Source organism: Bradyrhizobium sp. GCM10028915, from assembly GCF_042666195.1.
In the GTDB taxonomy this organism is placed as follows: domain Bacteria; phylum Pseudomonadota; class Alphaproteobacteria; order Rhizobiales; family Xanthobacteraceae; genus Bradyrhizobium; species Bradyrhizobium canariense_D.
The window spans coordinates 142,250-164,903 of the sequence record NZ_JBHTFN010000012.1 but is presented as its reverse complement, the minus strand read 5'-3'; the positions used below and the strand labels follow the sequence as shown (position 1 = coordinate 164,903).

Annotated in this window: 14 protein-coding genes, 2 tRNA genes, 2 rRNA genes and 1 riboswitch (1 of these 19 only partly in view); of the genes, 7 read left to right on the top strand and 11 right to left on the bottom strand. The window is 62.7% G+C overall.

Translation table 11 applies throughout. From position 1 onward, the window contains the following. The 4 genes from ACFQX9_RS09880 to ACFQX9_RS09865 form a co-directional block, all read right to left on the bottom strand. A 23S ribosomal RNA gene (locus tag ACFQX9_RS09880) occupies positions 1-556 on the bottom strand (it extends 2,317 nt beyond the left edge of the window). A 405-nt stretch (positions 557-961) separates the two neighbouring features. Beyond that, positions 962-1,037, bottom strand: a tRNA-Ala gene (locus ACFQX9_RS09875). A 33-nt stretch (positions 1,038-1,070) separates the two neighbouring features. Beyond that, positions 1,071-1,147, bottom strand: a tRNA-Ile gene (locus tag ACFQX9_RS09870). 188 nt (positions 1,148-1,335) lie between these two features. Then, positions 1,336-2,824, bottom strand: a 16S ribosomal RNA gene (locus ACFQX9_RS09865). Together the 16S and 23S rRNA genes with 2 tRNA genes alongside form the textbook arrangement of a ribosomal RNA operon. A gap of 1,030 nt (positions 2,825-3,854) precedes the next feature. Between ACFQX9_RS09865 and ACFQX9_RS09860 the strand changes: the two genes are divergently transcribed. Both ACFQX9_RS09860 and ACFQX9_RS09855 read left to right on the top strand, forming a co-directional pair. Beyond that, complete coding sequence (locus ACFQX9_RS09860) at positions 3,855-5,918, top strand: M23 family metallopeptidase (protein WP_085385476.1); 2,064 nt, start codon at positions 3,855-3,857, stop codon at positions 5,916-5,918. Between the two features lie 159 nt (positions 5,919-6,077). Further along, complete coding sequence (locus tag ACFQX9_RS09855) at positions 6,078-7,697, top strand: SMP-30/gluconolactonase/LRE family protein (RefSeq protein ID WP_085350725.1); 1,620 nt, start codon at positions 6,078-6,080, stop codon at positions 7,695-7,697. Positions 7,698-7,797: 100 nt separating this feature from the next. Here ACFQX9_RS09855 and clpB read toward each other — a convergent pair whose 3' ends face one another. Then, positions 7,798-10,437, bottom strand: a complete 2,640-nt coding sequence (gene clpB / locus ACFQX9_RS09850) for an ATP-dependent chaperone ClpB (protein ID WP_018453270.1) — start codon at positions 10,435-10,437, stop codon at positions 7,798-7,800. A gap of 257 nt (positions 10,438-10,694) precedes the next feature. Between clpB and ACFQX9_RS09845 the strand changes: the two genes are divergently transcribed. Beyond that, positions 10,695-11,483: an MOSC domain-containing protein gene (locus tag ACFQX9_RS09845; RefSeq protein WP_085361205.1), complete on the top strand. Its 789-nt coding sequence runs from the start codon at positions 10,695-10,697 to the stop codon at positions 11,481-11,483. Positions 11,484-11,595: 112 nt separating this feature from the next. Here the strand turns inward: ACFQX9_RS09845 and ACFQX9_RS09840 are convergent, their stop codons facing one another. Further along, a complete protein-coding gene (locus ACFQX9_RS09840; protein WP_018453268.1) occupies positions 11,596-12,435 on the bottom strand; it encodes a TIGR02594 family protein in 840 nt (279 codons plus the stop codon). A gap of 199 nt (positions 12,436-12,634) precedes the next feature. Here ACFQX9_RS09840 and ACFQX9_RS09835 point away from each other — a divergent pair, with 199 nt between their 5' ends. After that, positions 12,635-13,498: an alpha/beta fold hydrolase gene (locus ACFQX9_RS09835; protein ID WP_085361204.1), complete on the top strand. Its 864-nt coding sequence runs from the start codon at positions 12,635-12,637 to the stop codon at positions 13,496-13,498. Between the two features lie 51 nt (positions 13,499-13,549). Here the strand turns inward: ACFQX9_RS09835 and metW are convergent, their stop codons facing one another. Together metW and ACFQX9_RS09825 are read right to left on the bottom strand one after the other, a co-directional pair. Further along, positions 13,550-14,212 (bottom strand): methionine biosynthesis protein MetW, encoded by a 663-nt coding sequence (gene metW, locus ACFQX9_RS09830; RefSeq protein ID WP_085361203.1) that lies wholly within the window; start codon positions 14,210-14,212, stop codon positions 13,550-13,552. 15 nt (positions 14,213-14,227) lie between these two features. After that, complete coding sequence (locus ACFQX9_RS09825; RefSeq protein ID WP_204512466.1) at positions 14,228-15,430, bottom strand: homoserine O-acetyltransferase; 1,203 nt, start codon at positions 15,428-15,430, stop codon at positions 14,228-14,230. Between the two features lie 90 nt (positions 15,431-15,520). Next, positions 15,521-15,600, bottom strand: a riboswitch (SAM riboswitch). Between the two features lie 204 nt (positions 15,601-15,804). Between ACFQX9_RS09825 and ACFQX9_RS09820 the strand changes: the two genes are divergently transcribed. From ACFQX9_RS09820 to ACFQX9_RS09810, 3 genes are read left to right on the top strand one after another with little or no spacing between them, the layout of a single operon-like run. Then, complete coding sequence (locus ACFQX9_RS09820; protein ID WP_026232498.1) at positions 15,805-16,653, top strand: chorismate mutase; 849 nt, start codon at positions 15,805-15,807, stop codon at positions 16,651-16,653. A 34-nt stretch (positions 16,654-16,687) separates the two neighbouring features. Continuing rightward, positions 16,688-17,782, top strand: coding sequence for a histidinol-phosphate transaminase (gene hisC, locus ACFQX9_RS09815; RefSeq protein WP_204512467.1), 1,095 nt, complete (start codon positions 16,688-16,690; stop codon positions 17,780-17,782). After that, positions 17,779-18,717 carry a prephenate/arogenate dehydrogenase family protein gene (locus ACFQX9_RS09810; protein ID WP_204512468.1) on the top strand — a complete coding sequence of 313 codons (939 nt, stop codon included), beginning with the start codon at positions 17,779-17,781 and terminating at the stop codon, positions 18,715-18,717. Before hisC ends, ACFQX9_RS09810 begins: the two co-directional genes overlap by 4 nt. 114 nt (positions 18,718-18,831) lie before the next feature. Here ACFQX9_RS09810 and ACFQX9_RS09805 read toward each other — a convergent pair whose 3' ends face one another. From ACFQX9_RS09805 to ACFQX9_RS09795, 3 genes are all read right to left on the bottom strand, one after another. After that, positions 18,832-20,400 carry a hypothetical protein gene (locus ACFQX9_RS09805; protein ID WP_204512469.1) on the bottom strand — a complete coding sequence of 523 codons (1,569 nt, stop codon included), beginning with the start codon at positions 20,398-20,400 and terminating at the stop codon, positions 18,832-18,834. Positions 20,401-20,699: 299 nt separating this feature from the next. Further along, entirely contained in the window at positions 20,700-20,927 is a 228-nt protein-coding gene (locus ACFQX9_RS09800; protein ID WP_204512470.1) for a hypothetical protein, read from the bottom strand. A 190-nt stretch (positions 20,928-21,117) separates the two neighbouring features. Further along, a complete protein-coding gene (locus ACFQX9_RS09795) occupies positions 21,118-22,461 on the bottom strand; it encodes a GDSL-type esterase/lipase family protein (protein WP_377788080.1) in 1,344 nt (447 codons plus the stop codon). Between the last annotated feature and the right edge of the window lie 193 nt (positions 22,462-22,654).

The following is a 22,654-nucleotide window of genomic DNA, read 5'->3' as shown; positions in this document are numbered from 1 at the left end:
ACTATCGGTCGCTGAGGAGTACTTAGGCTTGGAGGGTGGTCCCCCCGCGTTCAGACAGGATTTCACGTGTCCCGCCTTACTCGTGGATACATCATCGCATTACTCGTACGGGGCTATCACCCTCTAAGGCCCAGCTTTCCTGACTGGTTCCGATTGTCTTTGATGTATCACTGGCCTGGTCCGCGTTCGCTCGCCACTACTAACGGAGTCTCTGTTGATGTCCTTTCCTCCAGGTACTTAGATGTTTCAGTTCCCTGGGTTTGCTTGAAACCTCCTATGTATTCAGAAGTCTCATACCTTCTTTTGATAACCGGAAATCCAAAACCTCTTCGATCGAAATCTAAAGGCCTAGGCATCTCACATTTCTGTTTGAACCCCACACCACAGTCTTTCGACCGAGGTCTTGGAGTTCCGGCTATCGAAGGTGGGTTTCCCCATTCGGAAATCCATGGATCAAAGCTTCTTCGCAGCTCCCCACGGCTTATCGCAGCGTAGCACGTCCTTCATCGCCTCTCAGCGCCAAGGCATCCACCGAACACCCTTAAGGCACTTGATTGCTCTCATTATCAATGTCCACACACTCGGCAGAATGTTGTCTGCAGAACTACCTTGCGGCACGCGCCCTCGATGAACGCTATCTGCAGCCGGACAATGATTAGAAAGACCAGCTTGCTTCGTAAGATCGTTCCGATAGCGAGGCGGTCAAGCTTCGCTAAAAGGATCATTTACAACTCGCTTGTCTTTCAAAGCAGCCTTGTGAGCTACAATGGAAGACGCACGAGCGCCGAAATGATCCGGAGATAATGAAGTATCGCGCAACAATTACTTGTTGCCCGATCCAACTCGGATCGATCTCCTCTTTACGATGTCAGAAATCACGCAGCTTACTGTCCATCCGGACTAGTAAGTGCGAAGTGATGTTTCGCGGACGACGGTATGAGCAGCCGGTGATCAAACCATCTGGTGGAGCCAGACGGGATCGAACCGACGACCTCATGCTTGCAAAGCACGCGCTCTCCCAGCTGAGCTATGGCCCCGTAACCAGAAGACGAATGCTCACTCGATGAGTGTGGTGGGCCTGGGAAGACTTGAACTTCCGACCTCACGCTTATCAAGCGCGCGCTCTAACCAACTGAGCTACAAGCCCCTAACGCATATCCAGTCAAGGACCAGGGATTCTGCAAGGTTGCAGCCCCAGCGCGTGTTCGTCCGCGAAGAAAGAGAAACGAAGACGGCGAAATCCCGCCAATGCAGCTCAACGATCCTGACGACCGTTGGCCACTGATGTTTCTAAAACGGTTCGATAGAAGCAAGCTTCTGAAGAACCATCCTTAGAAAGGAGGTGATCCAGCCGCAGGTTCCCCTACGGCTACCTTGTTACGACTTCACCCCAGTCGCTGACCCTACCGTGGCCGGCTGCCTCCCTTGCGGGTTAGCGCACCGTCTTCAGGTAAAACCAACTCCCATGGTGTGACGGGCGGTGTGTACAAGGCCCGGGAACGTATTCACCGTGGCGTGCTGATCCACGATTACTAGCGATTCCAACTTCATGGGCTCGAGTTGCAGAGCCCAATCCGAACTGAGACGGCTTTTTGAGATTTGCGAAGGGTTGCCCCTTAGCGTCCCATTGTCACCGCCATTGTAGCACGTGTGTAGCCCAGCCCGTAAGGGCCATGAGGACTTGACGTCATCCCCACCTTCCTCGCGGCTTATCACCGGCAGTCTCCTTAGAGTGCTCAACTAAATGGTAGCAACTAAGGACGGGGGTTGCGCTCGTTGCGGGACTTAACCCAACATCTCACGACACGAGCTGACGACAGCCATGCAGCACCTGTGTTCCAGGCTCCGAAGAGAAGGTCACATCTCTGCGACCGGTCCTGGACATGTCAAGGGCTGGTAAGGTTCTGCGCGTTGCGTCGAATTAAACCACATGCTCCACCGCTTGTGCGGGCCCCCGTCAATTCCTTTGAGTTTTAATCTTGCGACCGTACTCCCCAGGCGGAATGCTTAAAGCGTTAGCTGCGCCACTAGTGAGTAAACCCACTAACGGCTGGCATTCATCGTTTACGGCGTGGACTACCAGGGTATCTAATCCTGTTTGCTCCCCACGCTTTCGTGCCTCAGCGTCAGTATCGGGCCAGTGAGCCGCCTTCGCCACTGGTGTTCTTGCGAATATCTACGAATTTCACCTCTACACTCGCAGTTCCACTCACCTCTCCCGAACTCAAGATCCTCAGTATCAAAGGCAGTTCTGGAGTTGAGCTCCAGGATTTCACCCCTGACTTAAAGACCCGCCTACGCACCCTTTACGCCCAGTGATTCCGAGCAACGCTAGCCCCCTTCGTATTACCGCGGCTGCTGGCACGAAGTTAGCCGGGGCTTATTCTTGCGGTACCGTCATTATCTTCCCGCACAAAAGAGCTTTACAACCCTAGGGCCTTCATCACTCACGCGGCATGGCTGGATCAGGCTTGCGCCCATTGTCCAATATTCCCCACTGCTGCCTCCCGTAGGAGTTTGGGCCGTGTCTCAGTCCCAATGTGGCTGATCATCCTCTCAGACCAGCTACTGATCGTCGCCTTGGTGAGCCATTACCTCACCAACTAGCTAATCAGACGCGGGCCAATCTTTCGGCGATAAATCTTTCCCCGTAAGGGCTTATCCGGTATTAGCACAAGTTTCCCTGTGTTGTTCCGAACCAAAAGGTATGTTCCCACGCGTTACTCACCCGTCTGCCGCTGACGTATTGCTACGCCCGCTCGACTTGCATGTGTTAAGCCTGCCGCCAGCGTTCGCTCTGAGCCAGGATCAAACTCTCAAGTTGGACTTGAACTTTGAACCGGCTGATCACAACGTTTTGACGAGGTCCCACCATTTTTCATCGACCGAAGTCGATGAGCTGCCCGCGATTCACATCGCTGGCAACGATGGTGTAACCTTAAAACGTGTACCGCCGAAGTCTTTCGTCCCCTCTCAGAACTCAAAAGCCGAAGCTCTTCAGTATCCGAGAGGCGCAAGGACTCCGCCGTCCACGTTTCTCTTTCTTCATCTTCACTTGTCAAACAGCCCGGGACCAGGAGGTCCCAACCTTCCAGAGAGGAAGGGTTCCGACACCCTTACCGACGATGGATGAACTCCAATCGACTTACGTCGACTGTTGTGTCACTCAACAAGGTGAGGAGCATCAGTGGCGCGTTCGCTCGCCTTGGTCAGTGACCCGGCGGCGCCGCGCTCAGTGGTCGGGTTATAGGCCCCACCCATCGGGGTTGTCAACGACCATTGTCAGAAAATCGTCGCACGGTGGATTGTTCGAAAAATCCACGCGATTACAGCAGGTTAGAAAGTCGCTGAGCGGCTGGATCGCGCCAGCGCGGAGAAAAAACTCAAAAAAAGTTTGGGCTCGAGAGGGCTCCGGAGGCGGCATGAGGCGACTTGGACGCGACTTGGATCGCTCGTCCCTGGAAGGCCCCTGACGCCCGGCCGTTCGGGAAACTTTTCCATATTAGGCGCCGTACTTGAGCCACAATCCCCCGGCGTTCTGGTACAGACAAAGCTTGAATCGCAGGGATGCCAGTGGGGGCTGCCGGCGGTTTGTGTGGGGTCAGAGGAAGGCGATCGTACGATGAAGCGGCCTTCTTCAGACATTCGAGACACATCGAGAGATCTTTTTCCGCTTAGCTGTTCGTAAATTCGGCCGGTCCGACATCTGGGCCTTCTGACCGCGGACGCCTATGCGGCTTGCCTTTTCCAGAGACGCCCCGAAGAGGGCGGCTCAAGGAGGGGCTCGAAACAGGGTTGCTCGAAACGGGGCTGCTCGAAATCGGGCTCTCGGATCGTTGATTGGGGGACTTGGGTTGAACCATAGGACGTCACGCGGCGCTTACGGGCGTGAGACCGGGATCATCGATCTCGGCCACGAGCCGCCGCTGTCCGTCGATGGTTCGGAAGCCGCCGTCATCGATCGCCGCCGCGTCTCGGTGCAATGGTTCAGCGGGACGATTCTAACCGGACTTTGCGGCGCAGCCCTGATCGGCGGCGCCGTTTTCGCTTCGCTCGACGGCGAGATGACCTTCGCCAAGGTGCCGGAGCGCGTCGAAGGCGCGCTGCGCGGCGCATTCGGCGCAGCCGACCGCACCGCCACGCTGCACAAGAGCGACCGCCTGCCGCCGCCGAGCGAATCCACGGCCTCGCGCAACATCGTGCGCGTCTCGACCGTCGCCCGCGTCGGCAACCGCGACGTGATGCGGGTGCGTCCCTTCATCCGGATTGCCGGCAATCTGTCGATGACGACGAGCGATCTGTCGGCGAAGATCCCGCCATTCAACGCCCAGCGCCTTCTCACAGATGTCGGATCCGATCCGAAGGCGGCATCCGAGGATCCCAACAATCCGGAAGCCGTCGAACCCGACGCCGAGGTCTCGTTCGTCACCAAGGACCTCTCCCAGGTGCTGCCGAAAGCCAAGATTTCCGCAGTGGTGGCGCTCGACGACATCCTGATGCGGGTCCGCGATGCCGCCAACTGGCGCGGCAATGGCGGGGTGCGCTACGCCGCGCTCTCCAATGCTGCGGCCGACGTCTCCGGCGCGACCGGCCCGTCCGATATCAGAAGCGCCTACGCCACCGAAGTGTCGCCGTCCGATCCCTATGCCGGCTTCGAGACGCGCGTGGTGCCGGAAAACGTCACGCTGCTGCCGAAGACCAAAGAGCAGATCACCGGCGGAAATCCCAACGGCGAACGCGTCCACGTGGTCAAGAAGGGCGACAGCGTCGCCGGCGTGCTGCGCGATCTCGGCGCCACGGCCGAGGAGATCAAGGCGATCACCGCGACGCTTGGGCCGCGCGGCCGCGACGGCGGCCTGAAGGAAGGCGAGAAGCTGCGGATCCTGATGGCGCCCGCAAGCCCCGGCGCCCGCCTGCAGCCCTACCGCGTCGTCATCGCCAACGAGACCATGGTCGAGGCGATCGCGGCGCTGTCCGATCTCGGCAAATACGTCGCGGTCGACGTCTCCAGCATGAACACCGTCGCCGACGCGGCGGCGAACGCCAACAGCGACGACGATGACGATGATGACGGCACGGGCGTGCGGCTCTACCAGAGCATCTACGAGACCGCGATGCGCAACAAAGTGCCGATGCCCGTCATCGACGACATGATCAAGATCTATTCCTACGACGTCGATTTCCAGCGCAAGGTGGCGCCGGGCGATTCATTCGACGTGTTCTACGCCGGCGAAGACGAAGGCGTGACCGCGAGCGAAAAGAACGACGTGCTGTTCGCTTCGCTGACGCTCGGCGGCGAGACCAAGAAATACTACCGCTACCAGAGCCCCGATGACGGCGTCGTCGATTACTATGACGAGACCGGCAAGAGCGCGAAGAAGTTCCTGGTGCGCAAGCCCGTCAACAACGCCATCATGCGCTCCGGCTTCGGCGGCCGCCGTCACCCCATCCTCGGCTATGTGAAGATGCATACCGGCGTCGACTGGGCCACCTCCTACGGCACGCCGATCTTCGCCTCCGGCAATGGCGTGATCGAGAAGGCCGGCCCCGAGGGCGGCTACGGCAAATACATCCGCATCAAGCACAACAACGGCTACGAGACCGCTTATGGCCATATGTCGGCCTTCGCCAAGGGCATGGAGCCCGGCAAGAAGGTGCGGCAGGGCCAGGTGATCGGCTTCGTCGGTTCGACCGGCGCGTCGACCGGCCCGCACGTCCACTACGAAATCCTGGTCAACGGCCGCTTCGTCGATCCGCTGCGTGTGAAACTGCCGCGCGGCCGCTCGTTGGAAGGCCCGATGCTGGCCGGCTTCGAGAAGGAGCGCGACCGGCTCGACGGCATGATGAGCGGCCGCGCCGGTGCCATCGCCCGGATGTCGGACGCCACCGGCGGTCCGTTGCAGGTCACCAACAGGTAAAGCCGGCGAACCGGGCCGAGATCGGCCGGACATATTCAAGTACGATCCGGATTTGACGACGTCGCGCGGGGCCCGGCTTGGCCGCATCACAACGTCAAGTTTCGTTTGCCAAAGCGGCATGAGGAGCGAATACTTTCCAAAAAAGCGGGAGGTCTCGCCATGAAGAACAGGCTCGCCTGCGCAGCCTTCGTCGCTGCGGTCGTCTCCGCTACCAGTGTTTCGGCCGAAAACTGGGAGGTCACCAAGCTCGTTCCGGGCTCGGCGTTCCACGGCGTGCACGGGCTTGCGATCGACAAGGCCGGCCATCTGTTTGCCGGCAGCGTCGCGGGCGCGGCGCTCTACGAGGTCGACATCCCCGGCGGTAGCGCGAAGGTTGCAATCCCCGCCCCGATCGGAATGGCCGACGACATCGCATTCGCCCCCGACGGCACCATGGCCTGGACCGGATTCCTGGCCGGCGATCTTTATTCGCGCAAGGGCGACGGCCCGATCAAGAAACTCGCTTCAGGCCTTCCCGGCATCAACTCGCTCGCCTTCCGCAAGGACGGCAGGCTGTACGCCACCACCGTCTTCCTCGGCGACACGCTCTATGAGATCGACGTCGAGGGCGTCAAACCGCCGCGCCAGATCATGGAGAAGATGGGCGGCCTCAACGGCTTCGAGTTCGGTCCCGACGACAAGCTCTACGGTCCGCTCTGGTTCAAGGGACAGGTCGCAAAGGTCGACGTCGACAAGGCCGAGCTGACCGTCGTCGCGGACGGCTTCAAGGTCCCGGCCGCGGTGAACTTCGATTCCAAGGGCGATCTCTGGGTAGTCGACACCGCGCTCGGCCAGCTCGTTCGGGTCGATCCCAAGTCGGGCGCCAAGACCATGGTCGCACAATTGAAGCCGTCGCTGGACAATCTCGCGATCGACGACAAGGACCGAATCTACGTCTCCAACATGGCCGATAACGGCATCCAGGAGGTCGATCCGGCGACCGGCCAGGCGCGGCAGGTGATCATCGGCAAGCTCGCCTTGCCCGGCGGCATCGGCGTCACGTCAGAGAACGGCAAGGATACGATCCACGTCGCCGACGTGTTCGCCTATCGCACGGTGGACGGCGCGACCGGCGAGGTCACCGAGAAGGCGCGCATGCACGCCGCCGGCGTCACGCTCGAATATCCGATGAGCGCAACGGCGAAGGGCAACGATGTGGTCCTATCGAGCTGGTTCACCGGCACGGTGCAGGTGATCGACGGCAAGACCGGGGCCACCCGCGACATGCTGCACGGCTTCAAGGCGCCGCACGACGCGCTCGTGCTCGCGGACGGCAGCATCCTGGTGGCCGAGTTCGGCACCAAATCGCTGGTCCGCGTCAGCGGCGAGCACGGCAAGGATCGCACCACACTGATCGGCGGCCTCGAGGGCCCGGTCGGGCTCGTCGCTGGATCGCGTGGCGAGGTCTATCTCACCGAAGCCTTTTCCGGCGTGATCTCGATGATCGAGAGCAACGGCGAAAAGACAGTCGTCGCCAAGGACCTGAAAATGCCCGAAGGCATCGCCCGCGCCAGAGACGGCAAGCTGATCGTAGCGGAGGTCGGCGCCAAACGGTTGATCGAAATCGTGCCGGAGACCGGCACGGTTACCGAGATCGCGGCCAATCTTCCAATCGGCCTCGTGGGTGCACCCGGAGGACTGCCGACGCACATTCCGACAGGCGTCGGCATCGGGGAATCCGGCACGATCTATTTCTCTTCTGACATCGAGAACGCGATCTACAAGCTCACGAAGAAATAGGTCGCCGCAGTAAGTTCGCCAACAACCCGCAAAACAAACCGCCCCGGAGAGGTTGACATCTCCGGGGCGGCTTGTTGCTTCAGGCTTCGAATGCCGACGATCAGTTCAGCTTCCGCTTCGACACCGGCGCCTCGAACTGGGCGATCTCCGCGGTCTGCGGCGCCTTGCCGTTGAAGGTCAGCACGTTGCCTTCGGAGGAGATCGCAACGTTGTCGCCGTCCTTGACGTCGCCGGCCAGGATCATCTCGGCGAGCGGATCCTGGACGTGACGCTGGATCACGCGCTTCAGCGGCCGTGCGCCGTAGGCGGGATCCCAGCCCTTGGCGGCGAGCCAGTCGCGGCCCGCAGCGTCGAGCGTCAGCACGATCTTGCGATCGATCAAAAGCTTTTGCAGCCGTGCGAACTGGATCTCGACGATCCGGCCCATCTCGCTCCTCTGCAAGCGATGGAACAGGATGATCTCATCGACGCGGTTCAAGAACTCTGGCCTGAAGTGCGCCCGCACCATGCCCATCACCTGCTCGCGCACCGCCGAGGTATCCTCGCCCTCCGGCTGGTTCACCAGAAACTCCGAACCGAGGTTCGAGGTCATGATGATCAGCGTGTTGCGGAAGTCGACGGTGCGGCCCTGGCCGTCGGTGAGGCGGCCGTCGTCGAGCACCTGCAACAGCACGTTGAACACGTCGGGATGCGCCTTCTCGATCTCGTCGAACAGCACGACCTGGTAGGGCCGGCGCCGCACCGCTTCGGTGAGCGCACCGCCCTCGTCATAACCGACATAGCCCGGAGGCGCGCCGATCAGCCGCGAGACCGAGTGCTTCTCCATGTACTCGGACATGTCGAGGCGGACCATCGCGGTCTCGTCGTTGAACAGATACTCGGCGAGCGCTTTCGTCAGCTCGGTCTTGCCGACGCCGGTGGGCCCGAGGAACATGAACGAGCCGGTCGGCCGGTTCGGGTCCTGCAGCCCCGCGCGCGAACGGCGAACGGCGGTCGCGACCGCACGCACGGCCTCGGCCTGGCCGACGACGCGCTTGCCGAGCGAGTCCTCCATCCGCAGGAGCTTGTCTTTCTCGCCTTCGAGCATCTTGTCGACGGGCACGCCGGTCCAGCGCGAGACCACCTGCGCGATGTGGTTGGCGGTGACCGCCTCCTCCATCATCTCGCCGGAGTTCTCCTTGGCCTCGATCTCCGCAAGCTGCTTTTCCAATTCGGGGATCCGGCCATAGGCCAGCTCGCCGGCCTTCTGGAATTCACCGCGCCGTTGTGCGTTGGCAAGTTCAACCCGCAAGCCGTCGAGCTCGGCCTTCAGTTTCTGAGCGTCGGAGAGCTTGTTCTTCTCCGCGCTCCAGCGTGCGGTGAGCGCCGCGGACTTCTCCTCGAGATCGGCCAGCTCCTTCTCCAGCGTCTGCAGGCGGCTCTTCGACCCGGCATCGCTTTCTTTCTTCAACGCTTCCTGTTCGATCTTCAGCCGGATGATTTCCCGATCCATCGAATCCAGCTCTTCCGGCTTGGAATCGACCTGCATCTTGAGCCGCGCGGCCGCCTCGTCCATGAGGTCGATGGCCTTGTCCGGCAGGAAGCGGTCGGTGATGTAGCGGTTGGACAGGGTCGTGGCGGCGACCAGCGCGGAATCGGTGATCCGCACGCCGTGGTGCTGCTCGTATTTGTCCTTCAGCCCGCGCAGAATGGAGATCGTATCCTCGACCGAGGGCTCGCTGACGAAGATCGGCTGGAATCGCCGCGCCAGCGCCGCGTCCTTTTCGACGTGCTTCTGGTACTCGTCGAGCGTGGTGGCGCCGATGCAGTGCAGCTCGCCGCGGGCGAGCGCAGGCTTGAGCAAATTGGACGCGTCCATCGCGCCATCGCCCTTACCAGCGCCGATCAGCGTGTGCATCTCGTCGATGAACAGGACGAAATTACCATCGCTCCCGGTCACCTCCTGCAGCACGGCCTTCAGCCGCTCCTCGAACTCGCCGCGATATTTTGCACCTGCAATCAGCGAGCCGAGGTCGAGCGACAGCAGCTTCTTGTCCTTCAGGCTCTCCGGCACGTCACCGTTGACGATGCGCAGCGCCAAGCCCTCGGCGATGGCGGTCTTGCCGACGCCGGGTTCGCCGATCAGGACGGGATTGTTCTTGGTCCGGCGCGACAGCACCTGGATCGTGCGGCGGATCTCCTCGTCGCGGCCGATGACCGGGTCGAGCTTGCCGTCGCGCGCCGCCTGAGTGAGGTCGCGGGCATATTTCTTCAGCGCGTCATACGCGTTCTCGGCCGTGGCGGAGTCCGCCGTTCGGCCCTTGCGCAGCGCTTCGATCGCCGCGTTGAGGTTTTGCGGGGTGACGCCGCCCTTGGCCAGGATCGCGCCCGCCTCGCTGGTCTTCTCCAGCGCCAGGCCGAGCAGCAGCCGCTCGACGGTGACAAAGCTGTCGCCGGCCTTCTCGCCAGCCTTTTCGGCGGCGTCGAAGGTGCGCGCGAGTTCGGGCGCCAGATAGATCTGGCCGGCTCCGCCGCCAGAGACCTTCGGCACCTTGTTCAGGGCGTCCTCGGTCGCCTTCAGGATTGCGCGGGAATTGCCGCCGGCGCGGTCGATCAGGCCGGCAGCGAGGCCTTCATTGTCGTCCAGCAGCACCTTCAGGACGTGCAGGGTCGAAAACTGCTGGTGCCCTTCGCGCACCGCAAGCGACTGCGCGGACTGGACGAAGCCTCTGGAGCGTTCGGTATATTTTTCGATGTTCATTTCGTGGTCTTTCCCTCGGCCTGCCCCTGGAGCCCTCAAAGGCACTCCAAACGGCATCTTCATTGGGTTTCCGATTACCGCATTGACGTTTCTCAACCGGCAACGGTCGTTATCAGCCGGCGCTGGCGCCGGCCTGACCCAGATGTGGGAAGCGAGGCCTCGGACCGGAAGAGGCGAGTTCACAATTTCGTGCGCGGATCCGCCCGCTTGGCGCCGGTGGGCCGAATCCCCTAAGTAGCGGCATGACACCCAGCGCAATGACAATCAGCCAGACCGCCGAGATCACCGGGCTCTACCGCTACCCGATCAAGGGCCTGACGCCGGAGGCCCTGCCCCGCGTCTCCCTGCGAGCCGGCCAGACCCTGCCCGCCGACCGCCGCTACGCCATCGAGAACGGCCCGAGCGGCTTCGATCCGGAAGCACCGCAGTGGAAGCCGAAGATCCAGTTCCTGATGCTGGCGCGGAATGAGCGGCTAGCTTCGCTCGACAGCCGGTTCGAGGACGCGACCAATTGCCTGACCATCCGCAAGGACGGCCAGATCGTCGCCAGCGGCGATCTCGAGACCGCCGCCGGGCGCGCCGCCATCGAGGACTATTTCAGGGAAAAATTTCAGCCGGAGCTGAAGGGCCCGCCCAAGATCCTGTCCGGCCGCGACCACAGCTTTTCCGACGTCGCCCGCAAGGTCGTGTCCATCATCAATCTCGACAGCGTCCGCGCGCTCGAGACCATGCTCGGCGGCGCCGCCGTCCACCCGCTACGCTTCCGCGCCAATCTCTACGTGAAGGGCTGGCCGGCCTGGTCCGAGCTCGACCTCGTCGGCCAGACGCTCGCGATCGGACAGGCCCGGCTGCAAGTGGTCAAGCGCATCAAGCGCTGCCCGGCCACCAATGTCGACCCTGATACCGCCAAGCGCGATCTCGAAATCCCCGCCACGCTCTCGAGCAATCTCGGCCACATGGACTGCGGCATCTATGCCGAGGTGATCGCTGAAGGCGACATCGGCGTGGGCGACGCGGTTGCATTGGAACAGCCGAAGCTGGTGTGACGCTGCGCGCTGGCCCCGCTCCGCCATTGCGAGCGAAGCGAAGCAATCCAGGAATGCGCCCGCGGAGACAGTCTGGATTGCTTCGTCGCTTCGCTCCTCGCAATGACGGCCGTCAGTTCGGCATCACATACGCATAGATCCGGCCGCGCGAGACCGGTGCTTCGCGAACGCGGTTGCCGTTGTTGCCGGAGATCATGATCGGATTGCCCTGCGCGTCGACACCGGTGATGATGCCGACATGACCGCCCCGGCCACCACGCGACATCACTGCGATGGCGCCGACCTGCGGACCGGACACGCGCGTGCCGTAATGCGCGAACGAATTCGCCATGTCGGAGCCGGTGCCACGATGACCGGTCTTTTCGAGCACCATGTTCATGAAGCGCGCGCACCACAGGCTACCGCGACCGGTCGGATTGCCGCCGACATAGCGGCGTGCCTCGGACACGAGGCCCGACCCACCGCCGAAGCCGCCGCCGCTCGTCGCGCTATTGGCCATGCCGCCGTCATTCGCGTTAGTGGCTATCCCACCTCCACGCCTCATAATTCGACGGCTGGCGCGCGTGGTCATCTCACCGCTGGTAACCATTCCAGCGTTGCCGCTCATGGCCATTCCACGGCTGCCGCTCATGGCCATTCCACCACTGCCGCTCATAGCCGTTCCAGCGCTGCCGCTTATGGCGATGCCGCCGCTATTGGCGTTCGGATCATAGCTGGCGAAGGTGTTGCCGAAGCCGTTCGCCTGCAATTGCGCCGCGCCGCGCTCGAAGCGCGAGCCGCGTGCATGCCGGTAATGATGATGTCTGCTGGCGTGATGCGCGTAAGCGTGCCGCTCTGCGCTATGACGATGAGGTCGTGCTGACGCCGGAGAAGTGAAGGCGGCGAACGCCGCGAAGAAAACAGCCAGCGCGACGACACAGCGCGACAGGCGAGACGCAAACAACTCGAACATTCTTCATCCTTCGTTGACACCCCACTTCCCCGTCGGCCCGTGCGGTGGCCGACATCCGCGGGCTGTATCAGTATCCTGATGTGGCGAGAACAAGACGCGGCCCCTAAGAATTTGGACGATGATTAATAAGTGCTACCATCGTATGCGCTGACCGCAGGACGGCATTCCAAAGCCGCAGCCACCTCAGGGAGAAAACCGGATGCCTCACGCCCTCACGAAGGACAATTGTCGACTCTATTTCGAAGAAGCGGGCACGGGCACGCCGATTATTTTTCTGCACGAATTCGCGGCCGACTACACCAATTGGGAGCCGCAGATGCGCTACTTCTCGCGCGGCCATCGCTGCATCACCTATTCCGCACGCGGCTACACGCCATCGGACGTGCCTGATGGCGAGGTCTACGGCTACACGCATTTCTACACCGATGCGCTCGCGGTGCTCGATCATCTGAAGATCGATCGCGCGCACTTCGTCGGCCTCTCGATGGGCGCCTATTCGTCGCTCCAGATCGGGCTCAACGCGCCCCAACGTGCGCTGTCGATGACGCTCGCCGGCGTCGGCTCGGGCTCGGAGATCGAGAACCTCGACGCTTGGCGCCAGCAGTGCCGCGCCAACGCAGAGCAATTCGAGATGCTCGGCTCAGCCGAAGTCGCAAAAGTCACGCGCGAGGCGCCGAGCCGGATCCCCTTCCTGGTGAAGGACCCGCGCGGTCACGCCGATTTCTATGCCGCCCTGGCGCGGCACGACGCCAAGGGATCAGCGCGGACGATGCGCGGCTTCCAGGCCGGCCGTCCCTCGATCTTTACGATGACGGACGCGATCAGAGCGGCCACGACGCCGGCACTCATCATCTGCGGCGACGAGGACGATCCGTGCGTGGGCGCAAGCCTGTTTCTGAAGAAGCATCTGCCGGCGGCAGGGCTCGCCATGTTTCCAAAGTCCGGCCACGTCCTCAATCTCGAAGAGCCAGCGCTGTTCAACGAAATGGTGGAACGGTTCGTCACGCTGGTGGAAGCGGGAAGATGGCCGGTGCGCGACCCGAGGTCACTGGCGGCGCATTAGCGCGAAGGCGTCACCAGGTACTGGGTCGCGTAGATGGGGTAACGGGCCGGCCTACTTCCTGCCGCCCCGCGTCAGCAGAAACACGCCCTGCTCGCCGAACAGATTCCACACCCACCAGGGCATCCGCAGCCGCAGCGGACGGCCGTAGAGGTCGAGCGCCTCGGCACGTTCCATCTTGACGTCGATCGCGTCGCAGAGCTCGACGAAATCCTTGATGGTGCAGAAATGGATGTTGGCGGTGTCATACCAGCTTGCCGGCAGGTTCTCCGTGCGCGGCATGTGGCCGCCGATCAGGAGCTGGAGCCGCATCTTCCAGAAGCCGAAATTCGGGAACGACACGATGGCGCGGCGGCCGATGCGCAGCAAATTCTCCAGCACCACTTTCGGCTGCCGCGTCGCCTGCAACGTCTGCGACAGGATCACGTAGTCGAAGGCGTCATCCGGATAATTCACGAGGTCGGTGTCGGCATCGCCCTGCACCACCGCAAGACCCTTGGCGACGCAGCGGTTGACGCCCTCGCGCGACAGCTCGATGCCGCGGCCGTCGACGCCGCGGGTTTCCAGCAGTTGGAGCAGGTCGCCCTCGCCGCAGCCGACGTCGAGCACCTTCGAGCCCGGCTTGACCATCTCGGCCACCAGCACATGGTCGGCGCGAAAATCACCGGGTTGCCCGGCCACAACGCCGCCGAGCGGCAACGTTTCCTGTACAGACATGCCTAGTCGTCCTTGTTAAGCATTCCTGGCGGTAAGCCCGCGCGCCTTGCCCGCCGATTGCAGGAAGGCACGGGCGATGTCGAAGAACTCGGGCACGTCGAGCAGGAACGCGTCGTGACCGCGATCGGTCTCGATTTCGGCGAACGACACCCGCGCGCTCGACGCATTCAGCGCGTGCACCAGCGCGCGCGATTCCGAGGTCGGGAACAGCCAGTCGCTCGTGAAGGAGACCACGCAGAAGCGGGTCTGGATTCCCGCGAACGCCTTCGCCAGCACGCCACCATGGTCGGCGGCGATGTCGAAATAGTCCATCGCGCGGGTCAGATAGAGATAGGAGTTGGCGTCGAAGCGCTCGACGAAGGACGAGCCCTGGTAGCGCAGATAGGACTCAACCTGGAAGTCGGCGTCGAAAGAGAAAGTCGGCAGCTCGCGGTCCTGCATGCGCCGCCCGAATTTTCGATGCAGCGCGGCGTCGGAGAGATAGGTGATGTGCGCCGCCATCCGGGCGACAGCGAGGCCACGATGCGGATGGATGCCTCGATCGGCATAGCCGCCATGGTGCCAGTCGGGGTCGGCCATCACCGCCTGGCGGCCAAGCTCGTGGAACGCGATGTTCTGCGCCGAGTGTCGTGTCGAGCAGGCAATCGCCAGCGCGGAGAACACGCGACTCGGATACGCCGCAGTCCATTGCAGCACTTGCATGCCGCCCATCGAGCCGCCGACGACCGCGAACAGCGTGTCGATGCCGAGCCGGTCGATCAGCATCGCCTGCGCGCGCACCATGTCGGGGATGGTGATGACGGGGAAATCGAGCCCCCAAACCTTGCCGGTCGCGGGATTGATCGAGGCCGGGCCGGTCGAGCCCATGCAGCCGCCGATCACGTTGGAGCAGATGATAAAATACTCGCTGGGATCGAGCGGTCGGCCCGAGCCGACCAAAGTCTCCCACCAGCCGGGCTTGCCGGTGACAGGGTGCACATTGGCGACGTGCTGGTCGCCGGTCAGCGCATGGCAGATCAGGATCGCGTTGGAGCGATCGGCATTCAGCTCGCCATAGGTCTGGTAGGCGATCTGGAACGGGCTGAGATCGACCCCGCAGTCGAGCCGCAGCGGCTGCTCCGAGCCGAACTGCGCGACGTGCGAACTCGGATGATCCACCTCGTGCGACCGCTCGTCGGCGGTGATCGCGGGACTCGGAATTGACTGGACGCCAACCATCTGACCATCGACCTCGTTTGCGGTCGTCGTGGTGACCGCATTGACATCAGGCCATGAAAAACCCGGCCTGAACGATAGGTTCGGCCGGGATCGAAAGCGTCCCCGGCCTGTTTAGCGAGTTTTTTAACGTGGCTGCAAGCCGGCCGGCTCAAATGACCACGGAACGGGTAAAAACTACCGTCCTGGACGGTTTTCGTCAAGTCACGGCCCGGATCAGCCAAATTCGCCTGTCGCGCCACGGGCGGAAAGGGCCCGATTTCTCTTTGCATTTCTCTTTGCTTTCGCAGCCCCGACTGCCTAATCAGGATATCCATCACAGCGGTGACGGCTCGACTGATCCGCATTGGAACGCCTCTCAGCAGCACCTGTCAGACATGTCCCAACGTCCGCCCGCGCCACCATCACTCCAGGAATTGCGTAAGGAGATCGACGCGATCGACGAGGGCATGCATCGCCTGCTGATGCAACGCGGCGACATCATCGACCGCCTGATCCAGGTGAAGCAGACCCAAGAGGTCGGCTCGGCGTTCCGCCCGGCACGCGAGGCCTCCATGATGCGCGACCTCGTGCAGCGTCATCGCGGCATCCTGCCGCTCGACACGGTCGAGAGCATCTGGCGCGTCATCATCGCGACCTTCACCTATGTCCAGGCCCCGTTCTCGGTCCACGCCGACATCTCGGCGAGCGAGCCGGCCATGCGCGATTCCGCGCGATTCCATTTCGGCTTCACCGTGCCTTACGTCGCGCATTTCAGCGCGCAGGCGGCGGTCGAGGCCGTCGCGAAGTCCAAGGGCGATCTGGCGCTGGTCTCGGCGACCTCGAGCCGCACGCCGTGGTGGCTGTCGCTGGAAGAAGCTGGCGCGCCAAAGATCATCGCGCGGCTGCCCTTCGTCGAGCGCGCCGACCATCCGGCGGCGTTGCCCGTGTTCGCGGTCTCGCGCGTCGCCGACAGCGCGCTGGTGACGGAGGTCGAGACCTTCAGCGTACGCGTCTCTGGGTGGAATGCGGAGGTCGCGCGCGCCCTGTCGCCGCTCGCTGAGATCGTGGCGGTGCCCGACACCGCCTTCGACGGCGCCGCGCTGCTGGTCTCGGTCACCGCGACAAGCAGCATCGACAAGATCAAGGCTGCCCTGATCGAAGCGGGGGCCTCGGTGCGCTCCACGGCCCTCGTCGGCAGCCACGCAACGCGCTATACGGTGCCCCCGACCGGGTCGAAATCGTAAGTCGCGAACCGCTTAAGCCAGTCCGGAGTTGAAGATGTCCCGCCCCATGCCGAATCCCGGCATTCTCGATATTGCGCCCTATACGCCCGGCAAGACCCCGGTGGCAGAGCCCGGCCGCAAGGTGTTCAAGCTCTCGGCCAACGAGACGCCGTTCGGGCCCTCGCCGAAGGCGATCGAGGCGTTCAAGCAGGTGGCGGATCATCTGGAAGACTATCCGGAAGGAACCTCGCGCGTGCTGCGCGAAGCAATCGGGCGCACCTTCGGGCTCGATCCCAACCGCATCATCTGCGGCGCCGGCTCGGACGAGATCCTCAACCTGCTCGCCCACACCTATCTCAGCCACGGTGACGAGGCGATCTCGACCACGCACGGCTTTCTGGTCTATCCGATCGCGACCATGGCGGTCGGCGCGAAGAATGTCATCGCGGCCGAGAAGAACCTCACCTGCGATGTCGACGCCATCCTCAAGGCGGTGACGCCGAAGACAAAGCTGGTCTGGCTCGCCAACCCCAACAATCCGACCGGCACCTATGTGCCGTTCGACGAGGTCAAGCGCCTGCGCGCCGGCCTGCCCTCGCACGTGCTGCTGGTGCTGGACGCAGCCTATTGCGACTACGTCTCGCGCAACGATTACGAGATGGGGATCGAGCTGGTCGCGACCACCGAAAACACGGTGGTGACCCACACCTTCTCCAAGATCCATGGTCTTGCGGCGCTGCGCATCGGCTGGATGTTCGGCCCCGAGCACATCATCGACGCGGTCAACCGCATCCGGGGTCCCTTCAACGTGTCGACGCCGGCCATGTACGCCGCCGTTGCCGCGATCGAGGACACAGCGCACCAGGCCATGTCGAAGCAGTTCACCGAGACCTGGCGCGACTGGCTCGCCGAGGAGATCGGCAAGCTCGGGCTGAAGGTGACGCCGAGCGTCGCCAATTTCGTGCTGATCCACTTCCCGACCGAGGGCAAGACCTCGGACGCAGCCGACGCCTTCCTCACCAAGCGCGGGCTGGTGCTGCGCGGCTTGAAGAACTACGGCCTGCCGCATTCGCTGCGCATGACCATCGGCACCGAGGAGGCCAACCGCCTCGTCGTCGAGGGCCTGCGCGACTTCATGGCCGGACGATGAGCGCGACCCCGCACTTCCAGCGCGTTGCGCTGATCGGCTTCGGCCTGATCGGGGGCTCGATCGCGCGCGCCGCGAAGCTCCAGGGCCTGGCTTCCGAGATCGTCACCACCGCGCGCTCGGAGAAGACGCGCGCACGCGTGATGGAGCTCGGCATCGTCGATCAGGTCGTCGCGACCAATGCGGAAGCCGTGAAGGACGCCGATCTCGTCATCCTCTGCATTCCCGTCGGCGCCTGCGGCCCGGTGGCGCAGGAGATCTCCGCGCATCTCAAACCCGGCGCGATCATCTCCGACGTCGGCTCGGTCAAGGGCGCCATCGTCAGGGATATGGCGCCGCACCTGCCGGAAGGCGTCCATTTCGTGCCGGCGCATCCCGTCGCAGGCACCGAGCATTCGGGTCCCGATTCCGGCTTCGCCGAGCTCTTCATCAACCGCTGGTGCATCCTCACCCCGCCGGAGGGCGTTGATGCGGCTGCCACCGATCGCCTGCGCGCGTTCTGGACGGCGATGGGTGCCAAGGTCGAGGTCATGACGCCGGATCATCATGATCTCGTGCTCGCGATCACCAGCCATCTGCCGCATCTGATCGCCTACACCATCGTCGGCACCGCCGACGAGCTGGCGCAGGTGACGGAGTCAGAGGTCATCAAGTTCTCCGCCGGCGGCTTTCGCGACTTCACGCGCATCGCCGCCTCCGATCCGACGATGTGGCGCGACGTCTTCCTGGCCAACAAGGAAGCCGTGCTGGAGATGCTCGGCACCTTCACCGAGGATCTGGCAAAGCTCACCCGCGCGATCCGCCGCGGCGACGGCGAGGCGCTGTTCGACCACTTCACCCGCACCCGCGCCATCCGCCGCGGCATCGTCGAAATCGGCCAGGACTCAGCCGCGCCCGATTTCGGCCGGCCGCATGCGCAGCTCGGCAACAAACCGTAGCACCGAAGTGGCCCGGATGGAGCGCAAGCGTAATCCGGGACTTCCGTCGCTTGAGGCAGGATTCCCGGATCGCGCTTCGCTCCATCCGGGCTACGAGCCTGCGTGGCTCCGTCACTAGAATGGGTAGTACCGGATCTGCGTCATGACGACATTGTCGTCGGTCTTCGGCGCGCCGCCGACACCGGCGAACGCGAACCGTTGCGTGTAGGAATATTGCAGGCCTGCTTTGAGTGTGCCGAAATTGCCTTGGTAGATGGTGTCGTAAATCCCGGCCGTGATCTGCCGAACCTCCCTGGTGTTGCCGTTGCAGGTCGCGCCCGCCGAGTTTTCGGTGAAGCAGCCGGTGTTGTTGTAGAGCGGATTGCCGTAGCCGAACGGCACCGTTCCAACATTGGCGAAATTCGCCTTGGCCTTTTCGAGGCCTGCATAGGAGTAGACATCGAGGCTGGGCGTCGCGTGCCAGATCAGGCCGACGGCGGCCGCCGTGACCGTCAGCGGGAGGATGGTGCCGTCCTGCGCCAGCGCCGCGTCGGGGAACGGCGTTGCCGTGAAGCGGCCCAGCACGCCATGCGAGCCATAGAGCTGAAGATCGAGAGTTTTCGGAATCAGCTCGGCGAAGATGTGACCGCCGAAGCTTCCGGTGTCGTAGGTGTGGTTGGCGTTATTGAAGCGGTCGAACAGCTGGCGGTAGAGCGCCCACGCCTCGACATGCAACTTATAGGGCCCGAGCCTTGGGTCCCAGGCTGCCTTGACGGTGACGTCGGGCACCTGATTCAGACTGACATTATTGAGGTTGTTGAAGAAGCTGCCGCCGGGACCGGTCAGATTGACCTGAAGGTTCGGGTTCAGCACGCCCTGTGGTCCGAAGGCGGGGGTGCCGACGGTCGGGACGTTGCCGCCGAAGAACGCTGTCTGGGCATTCTCGACCGACGCAGCCAGCTTGAACTCCGGTCCGATGTCCTGCCAGACGCGCAGCCCGGGCTGCCGTGCGGCAAGAAATCCCGGAACGGATTCGAAGTCGATCACGCCGGGCGCATCGACGCCGCGAGGATCGATGCCGGACTTGGTCGGCGCGTTCAGCGACCAGGATTGCCCGGCGAGGAAGTGAAGACCGAGATCGGTGCGGTCCAGTTCCAGGCTGAGCTGCCGCATGCGCGGATTGAACGAGTTGGTCGCAACCGAGCTCGCCGTCTGAGCCGCACCTTCGAAATCGATCTCGCCATAGCCCGCGAGGTGCGTGTCGGCATCGGCATTGCCCTCGGCCAGCACCGAGAACCTGCTCTGGCGTGCCGAGAAGCGCGTTTCCGGGATGTTGAAGTTGCGGCTCTGCTGATAGGGGATGAAGTTGTAGACTGAGCCGGTATCGGAAGCGAGATTGCGCGAGCGGTAGATGCCGGTGAGATCGACCCAGCCACCGAAGGTCAACGTCACGCCCTTGTAGCAGACCTTGCCGGCCGCACATGGATCGGCGGCGAGCGCCTTGTAACTTGCTGGTAACTGAACGGCCTTCGCCTGCGCTTCAACCTGTCGCGTCTTGCGCGCCTCGGAGTCCACGCGCTGCTGGAGCTCCTTCAGCTTCGCCTTCAGCGACTGGATTTCGGTTGTGACATTGTCGTCGGCATGCGCCTGCCCTGAACAGGCAGCGAGAATACCCAGCATCAGTCCGCAATTGATGATCCGCACTTGAAGCTTCCTCCATTTGGGAAGCGGATTGGATTCCGCGCGCCATCTCCGGCGCATGCATGCTTCCCTGGTGTGGAGTGATTTGAATGCGGCTGCGGTTATTCGCGGCGCCGTGCATCTTCTGCATCACGTTTTCCTGACGATCCTGTTTGGAATATTTTCGTTGGCTGTCGATCCGCACGCGCGACTGTCGCGATTGTCCAAGGCAACTTTTCAAGGCCTCGTTCAAGGCAACGCGCATTGGGCCCGGCCGGGACATGACCGGGCCCAGTTCGCGACGGCCAAGTGGTGGATGGCGGCTATTTGCCCTTGGTCGCGCGCATCACCGTTGGGCGCGGTGATTTCGGCGAGGGGACGAAGGCCATCGTCTCCCGCGTCGTGGGATTCGAGACGTTGCGATCACCGTTCGGATACATCGAGGCGTATGCTGCCGGCTCCTGCGACTGCCATTGCCACTGCGCGAACGCGGGCGTCGCGAGCGTGGTCGAGATGGCGATACCGGCAATGAACAGCCTGGACTTGATCATGATATCTCTCCTGCCTGGGCGACCGCATCATCGTGTGGCCGACATGGATAGAGAGCGGAGTTTGCGGCTCGGCATTCCCAGCCAGTCATCACGATCCGGCGAAGCGGCCGTGAGTTCAGCTCGTAACCCGCATGGAGGGAGTTACGACAGCTGAGGGCGATGAATGGGGAGAGGAGACTCTGAATCCATCCTACTGCTTCGCGCTACGACTAATCTTTCCCGGCTTGAACAGATCGAGGTCGATGGCCTGTCCCATCGCCAGATATCCGGTGCGGTTGGGATGAAGCTTGTCGCCGGCGCCACCAGTCGTGCTTTCGGGAACGAACTCCGGCTTGAGGCCACCCGAGGCCGGATCGAGCGTCGCCCGATCAAAATCGATCACACCGTCGAATGTCCCCGAGCTACGGATGAATGCGTTGAGCGCCTTGCGCTTGTCATCCTGCTCGGGAAAACCATGTGCCGCGCTGGTGCTACCCAATGCCGAAACGACGGTGGCGCCGATGATCCGGGCTTGCGGCCATTTCGCACGTAGCCTCGCGACGCCATCCTTCATCGCGGCGATGACTTGGTCGGTGGTAAAATTGCCGTTCTTGCTGAAATCGTTGATACCTTCCAGCCAGATCAGGCTCGATATGCCGGACAGCGACAGCACGTCACGCTCGAGCCGCTGGCCAGAAGCGGGGCCGCCCGCGTACGGTTTGTCGGGACCATATTCGGCCGGGCCTGCGATTTGGTTGCCACCGATGCCGCCATTCACTACGGCAACCTTGTTGCCGTAGACCGCCTTCAGGCGACGCGACAGCACGTTGGGCCAGCGATCGTCGCCATTCATGGTTGAGGCGGTCCCGTCGGTAATCGAATCGCCAAACGCCATGATGGCGAAGGCATCGGCAGGCGCAGTCATCTCGACCGCATCGAGGAAGAACCACGACGCGGTCGCATAGGGGAAGGAAGCTTCGTCTTCCAGGGCGCCCTTCGCGCCGGCGGCGGGCGCACTGACATAGGAGGTGGTCAGCGCTTTGGCGTGCCAGGTCATCGGACCGCTCTGGCCGGCGACATGAAAACTGACCGCAAGCCGGCGGCCGGCGAGGTCATCAGGCCGCTTTGCAAACGGCAGCGCGATCGCATCGCTCCAGACCGAATTCCCCGGCGACACCGTAATGGAAGGCGTGCCGGCGAACGTAACCGGAATGTTGGAGCCGCGGATCAACGCGGCACTGCCCGACTGCAGGCCGACGTAAACGCCGTCAAACGTGACGGGTTTGGTGCCGAAGGCGTTGCTGAGCCGGATGCGGGCCTGACGGCCCCAGATATCCGGCCGCACGATCAGGCGAAAGGTCTGGTCCCGCGCACCGGCCGCAGGCTCGGGAAACGCGAATTTCTGTTCGGGCTGGGCTGACGGATTGCCGACGGGGTATGGGCCCTGAACCGCGCCCGTCCAGGACACCACCCAATGTTCGCTATCCTTGGCGGTTGCGGTCTGAAGCGAGGCAACGAGCAGCGATGCTGCCACGAGACAATTCAACGCGCGCATTGTTTCCCCCGAACCCCAGATAATTTGGCCGCGACCTTAGAGCCGTCAGTTGGTCTTCAATAGGGCGGCAGAACGCTACCTGTCCAGACGCGCTGACGCACTCCTCGCCCGACGCAGGAGAGAACCTCGCAGGTTGCGTCACCGGCGCCGACAAGAAGCTCTTCGCAGAAGCGATCTGTTCACAGTTTCGAAC

Bases quoted from the DNA above. Each gene is read 5' to 3' on its own strand.
- ACFQX9_RS09835 (WP_085361204.1), top strand. From the start codon at position 12,635: ATGCCTCACGCCCTCACGAAGGACAATTGTCGACTCTATTTCGAAGAA.
- ACFQX9_RS09795 (WP_377788080.1), bottom strand. From the start codon at position 22,461: ATGCGCGCGTTGAATTGTCTCGTGGCAGCATCGCTGCTCGTTGCCTCG.
- ACFQX9_RS09800 (WP_204512470.1), bottom strand. From the start codon at position 20,927: ATGATCAAGTCCAGGCTGTTCATTGCCGGTATCGCCATCTCGACCACG.
- ACFQX9_RS09825 (WP_204512466.1), bottom strand. From the start codon at position 15,430: ATGGTTGGCGTCCAGTCAATTCCGAGTCCCGCGATCACCGCCGACGAG.
- ACFQX9_RS09840 (WP_018453268.1), bottom strand. From the start codon at position 12,435: ATGTTCGAGTTGTTTGCGTCTCGCCTGTCGCGCTGTGTCGTCGCGCTG.
- ACFQX9_RS09810 (WP_204512468.1), top strand. From the start codon at position 17,779: ATGAGCGCGACCCCGCACTTCCAGCGCGTTGCGCTGATCGGCTTCGGC.
- metW (WP_085361203.1), bottom strand. From the start codon at position 14,212: ATGTCTGTACAGGAAACGTTGCCGCTCGGCGGCGTTGTGGCCGGGCAA.
- clpB (WP_018453270.1), bottom strand. From the start codon at position 10,437: ATGAACATCGAAAAATATACCGAACGCTCCAGAGGCTTCGTCCAGTCC.
- hisC (WP_204512467.1), top strand. From the start codon at position 16,688: ATGTCCCGCCCCATGCCGAATCCCGGCATTCTCGATATTGCGCCCTAT.
- ACFQX9_RS09820 (WP_026232498.1), top strand. From the start codon at position 15,805: ATGTCCCAACGTCCGCCCGCGCCACCATCACTCCAGGAATTGCGTAAG.
- ACFQX9_RS09855 (WP_085350725.1), top strand. From the start codon at position 6,078: ATGAAGAACAGGCTCGCCTGCGCAGCCTTCGTCGCTGCGGTCGTCTCC.
- ACFQX9_RS09845 (WP_085361205.1), top strand. From the start codon at position 10,695: ATGACAATCAGCCAGACCGCCGAGATCACCGGGCTCTACCGCTACCCG.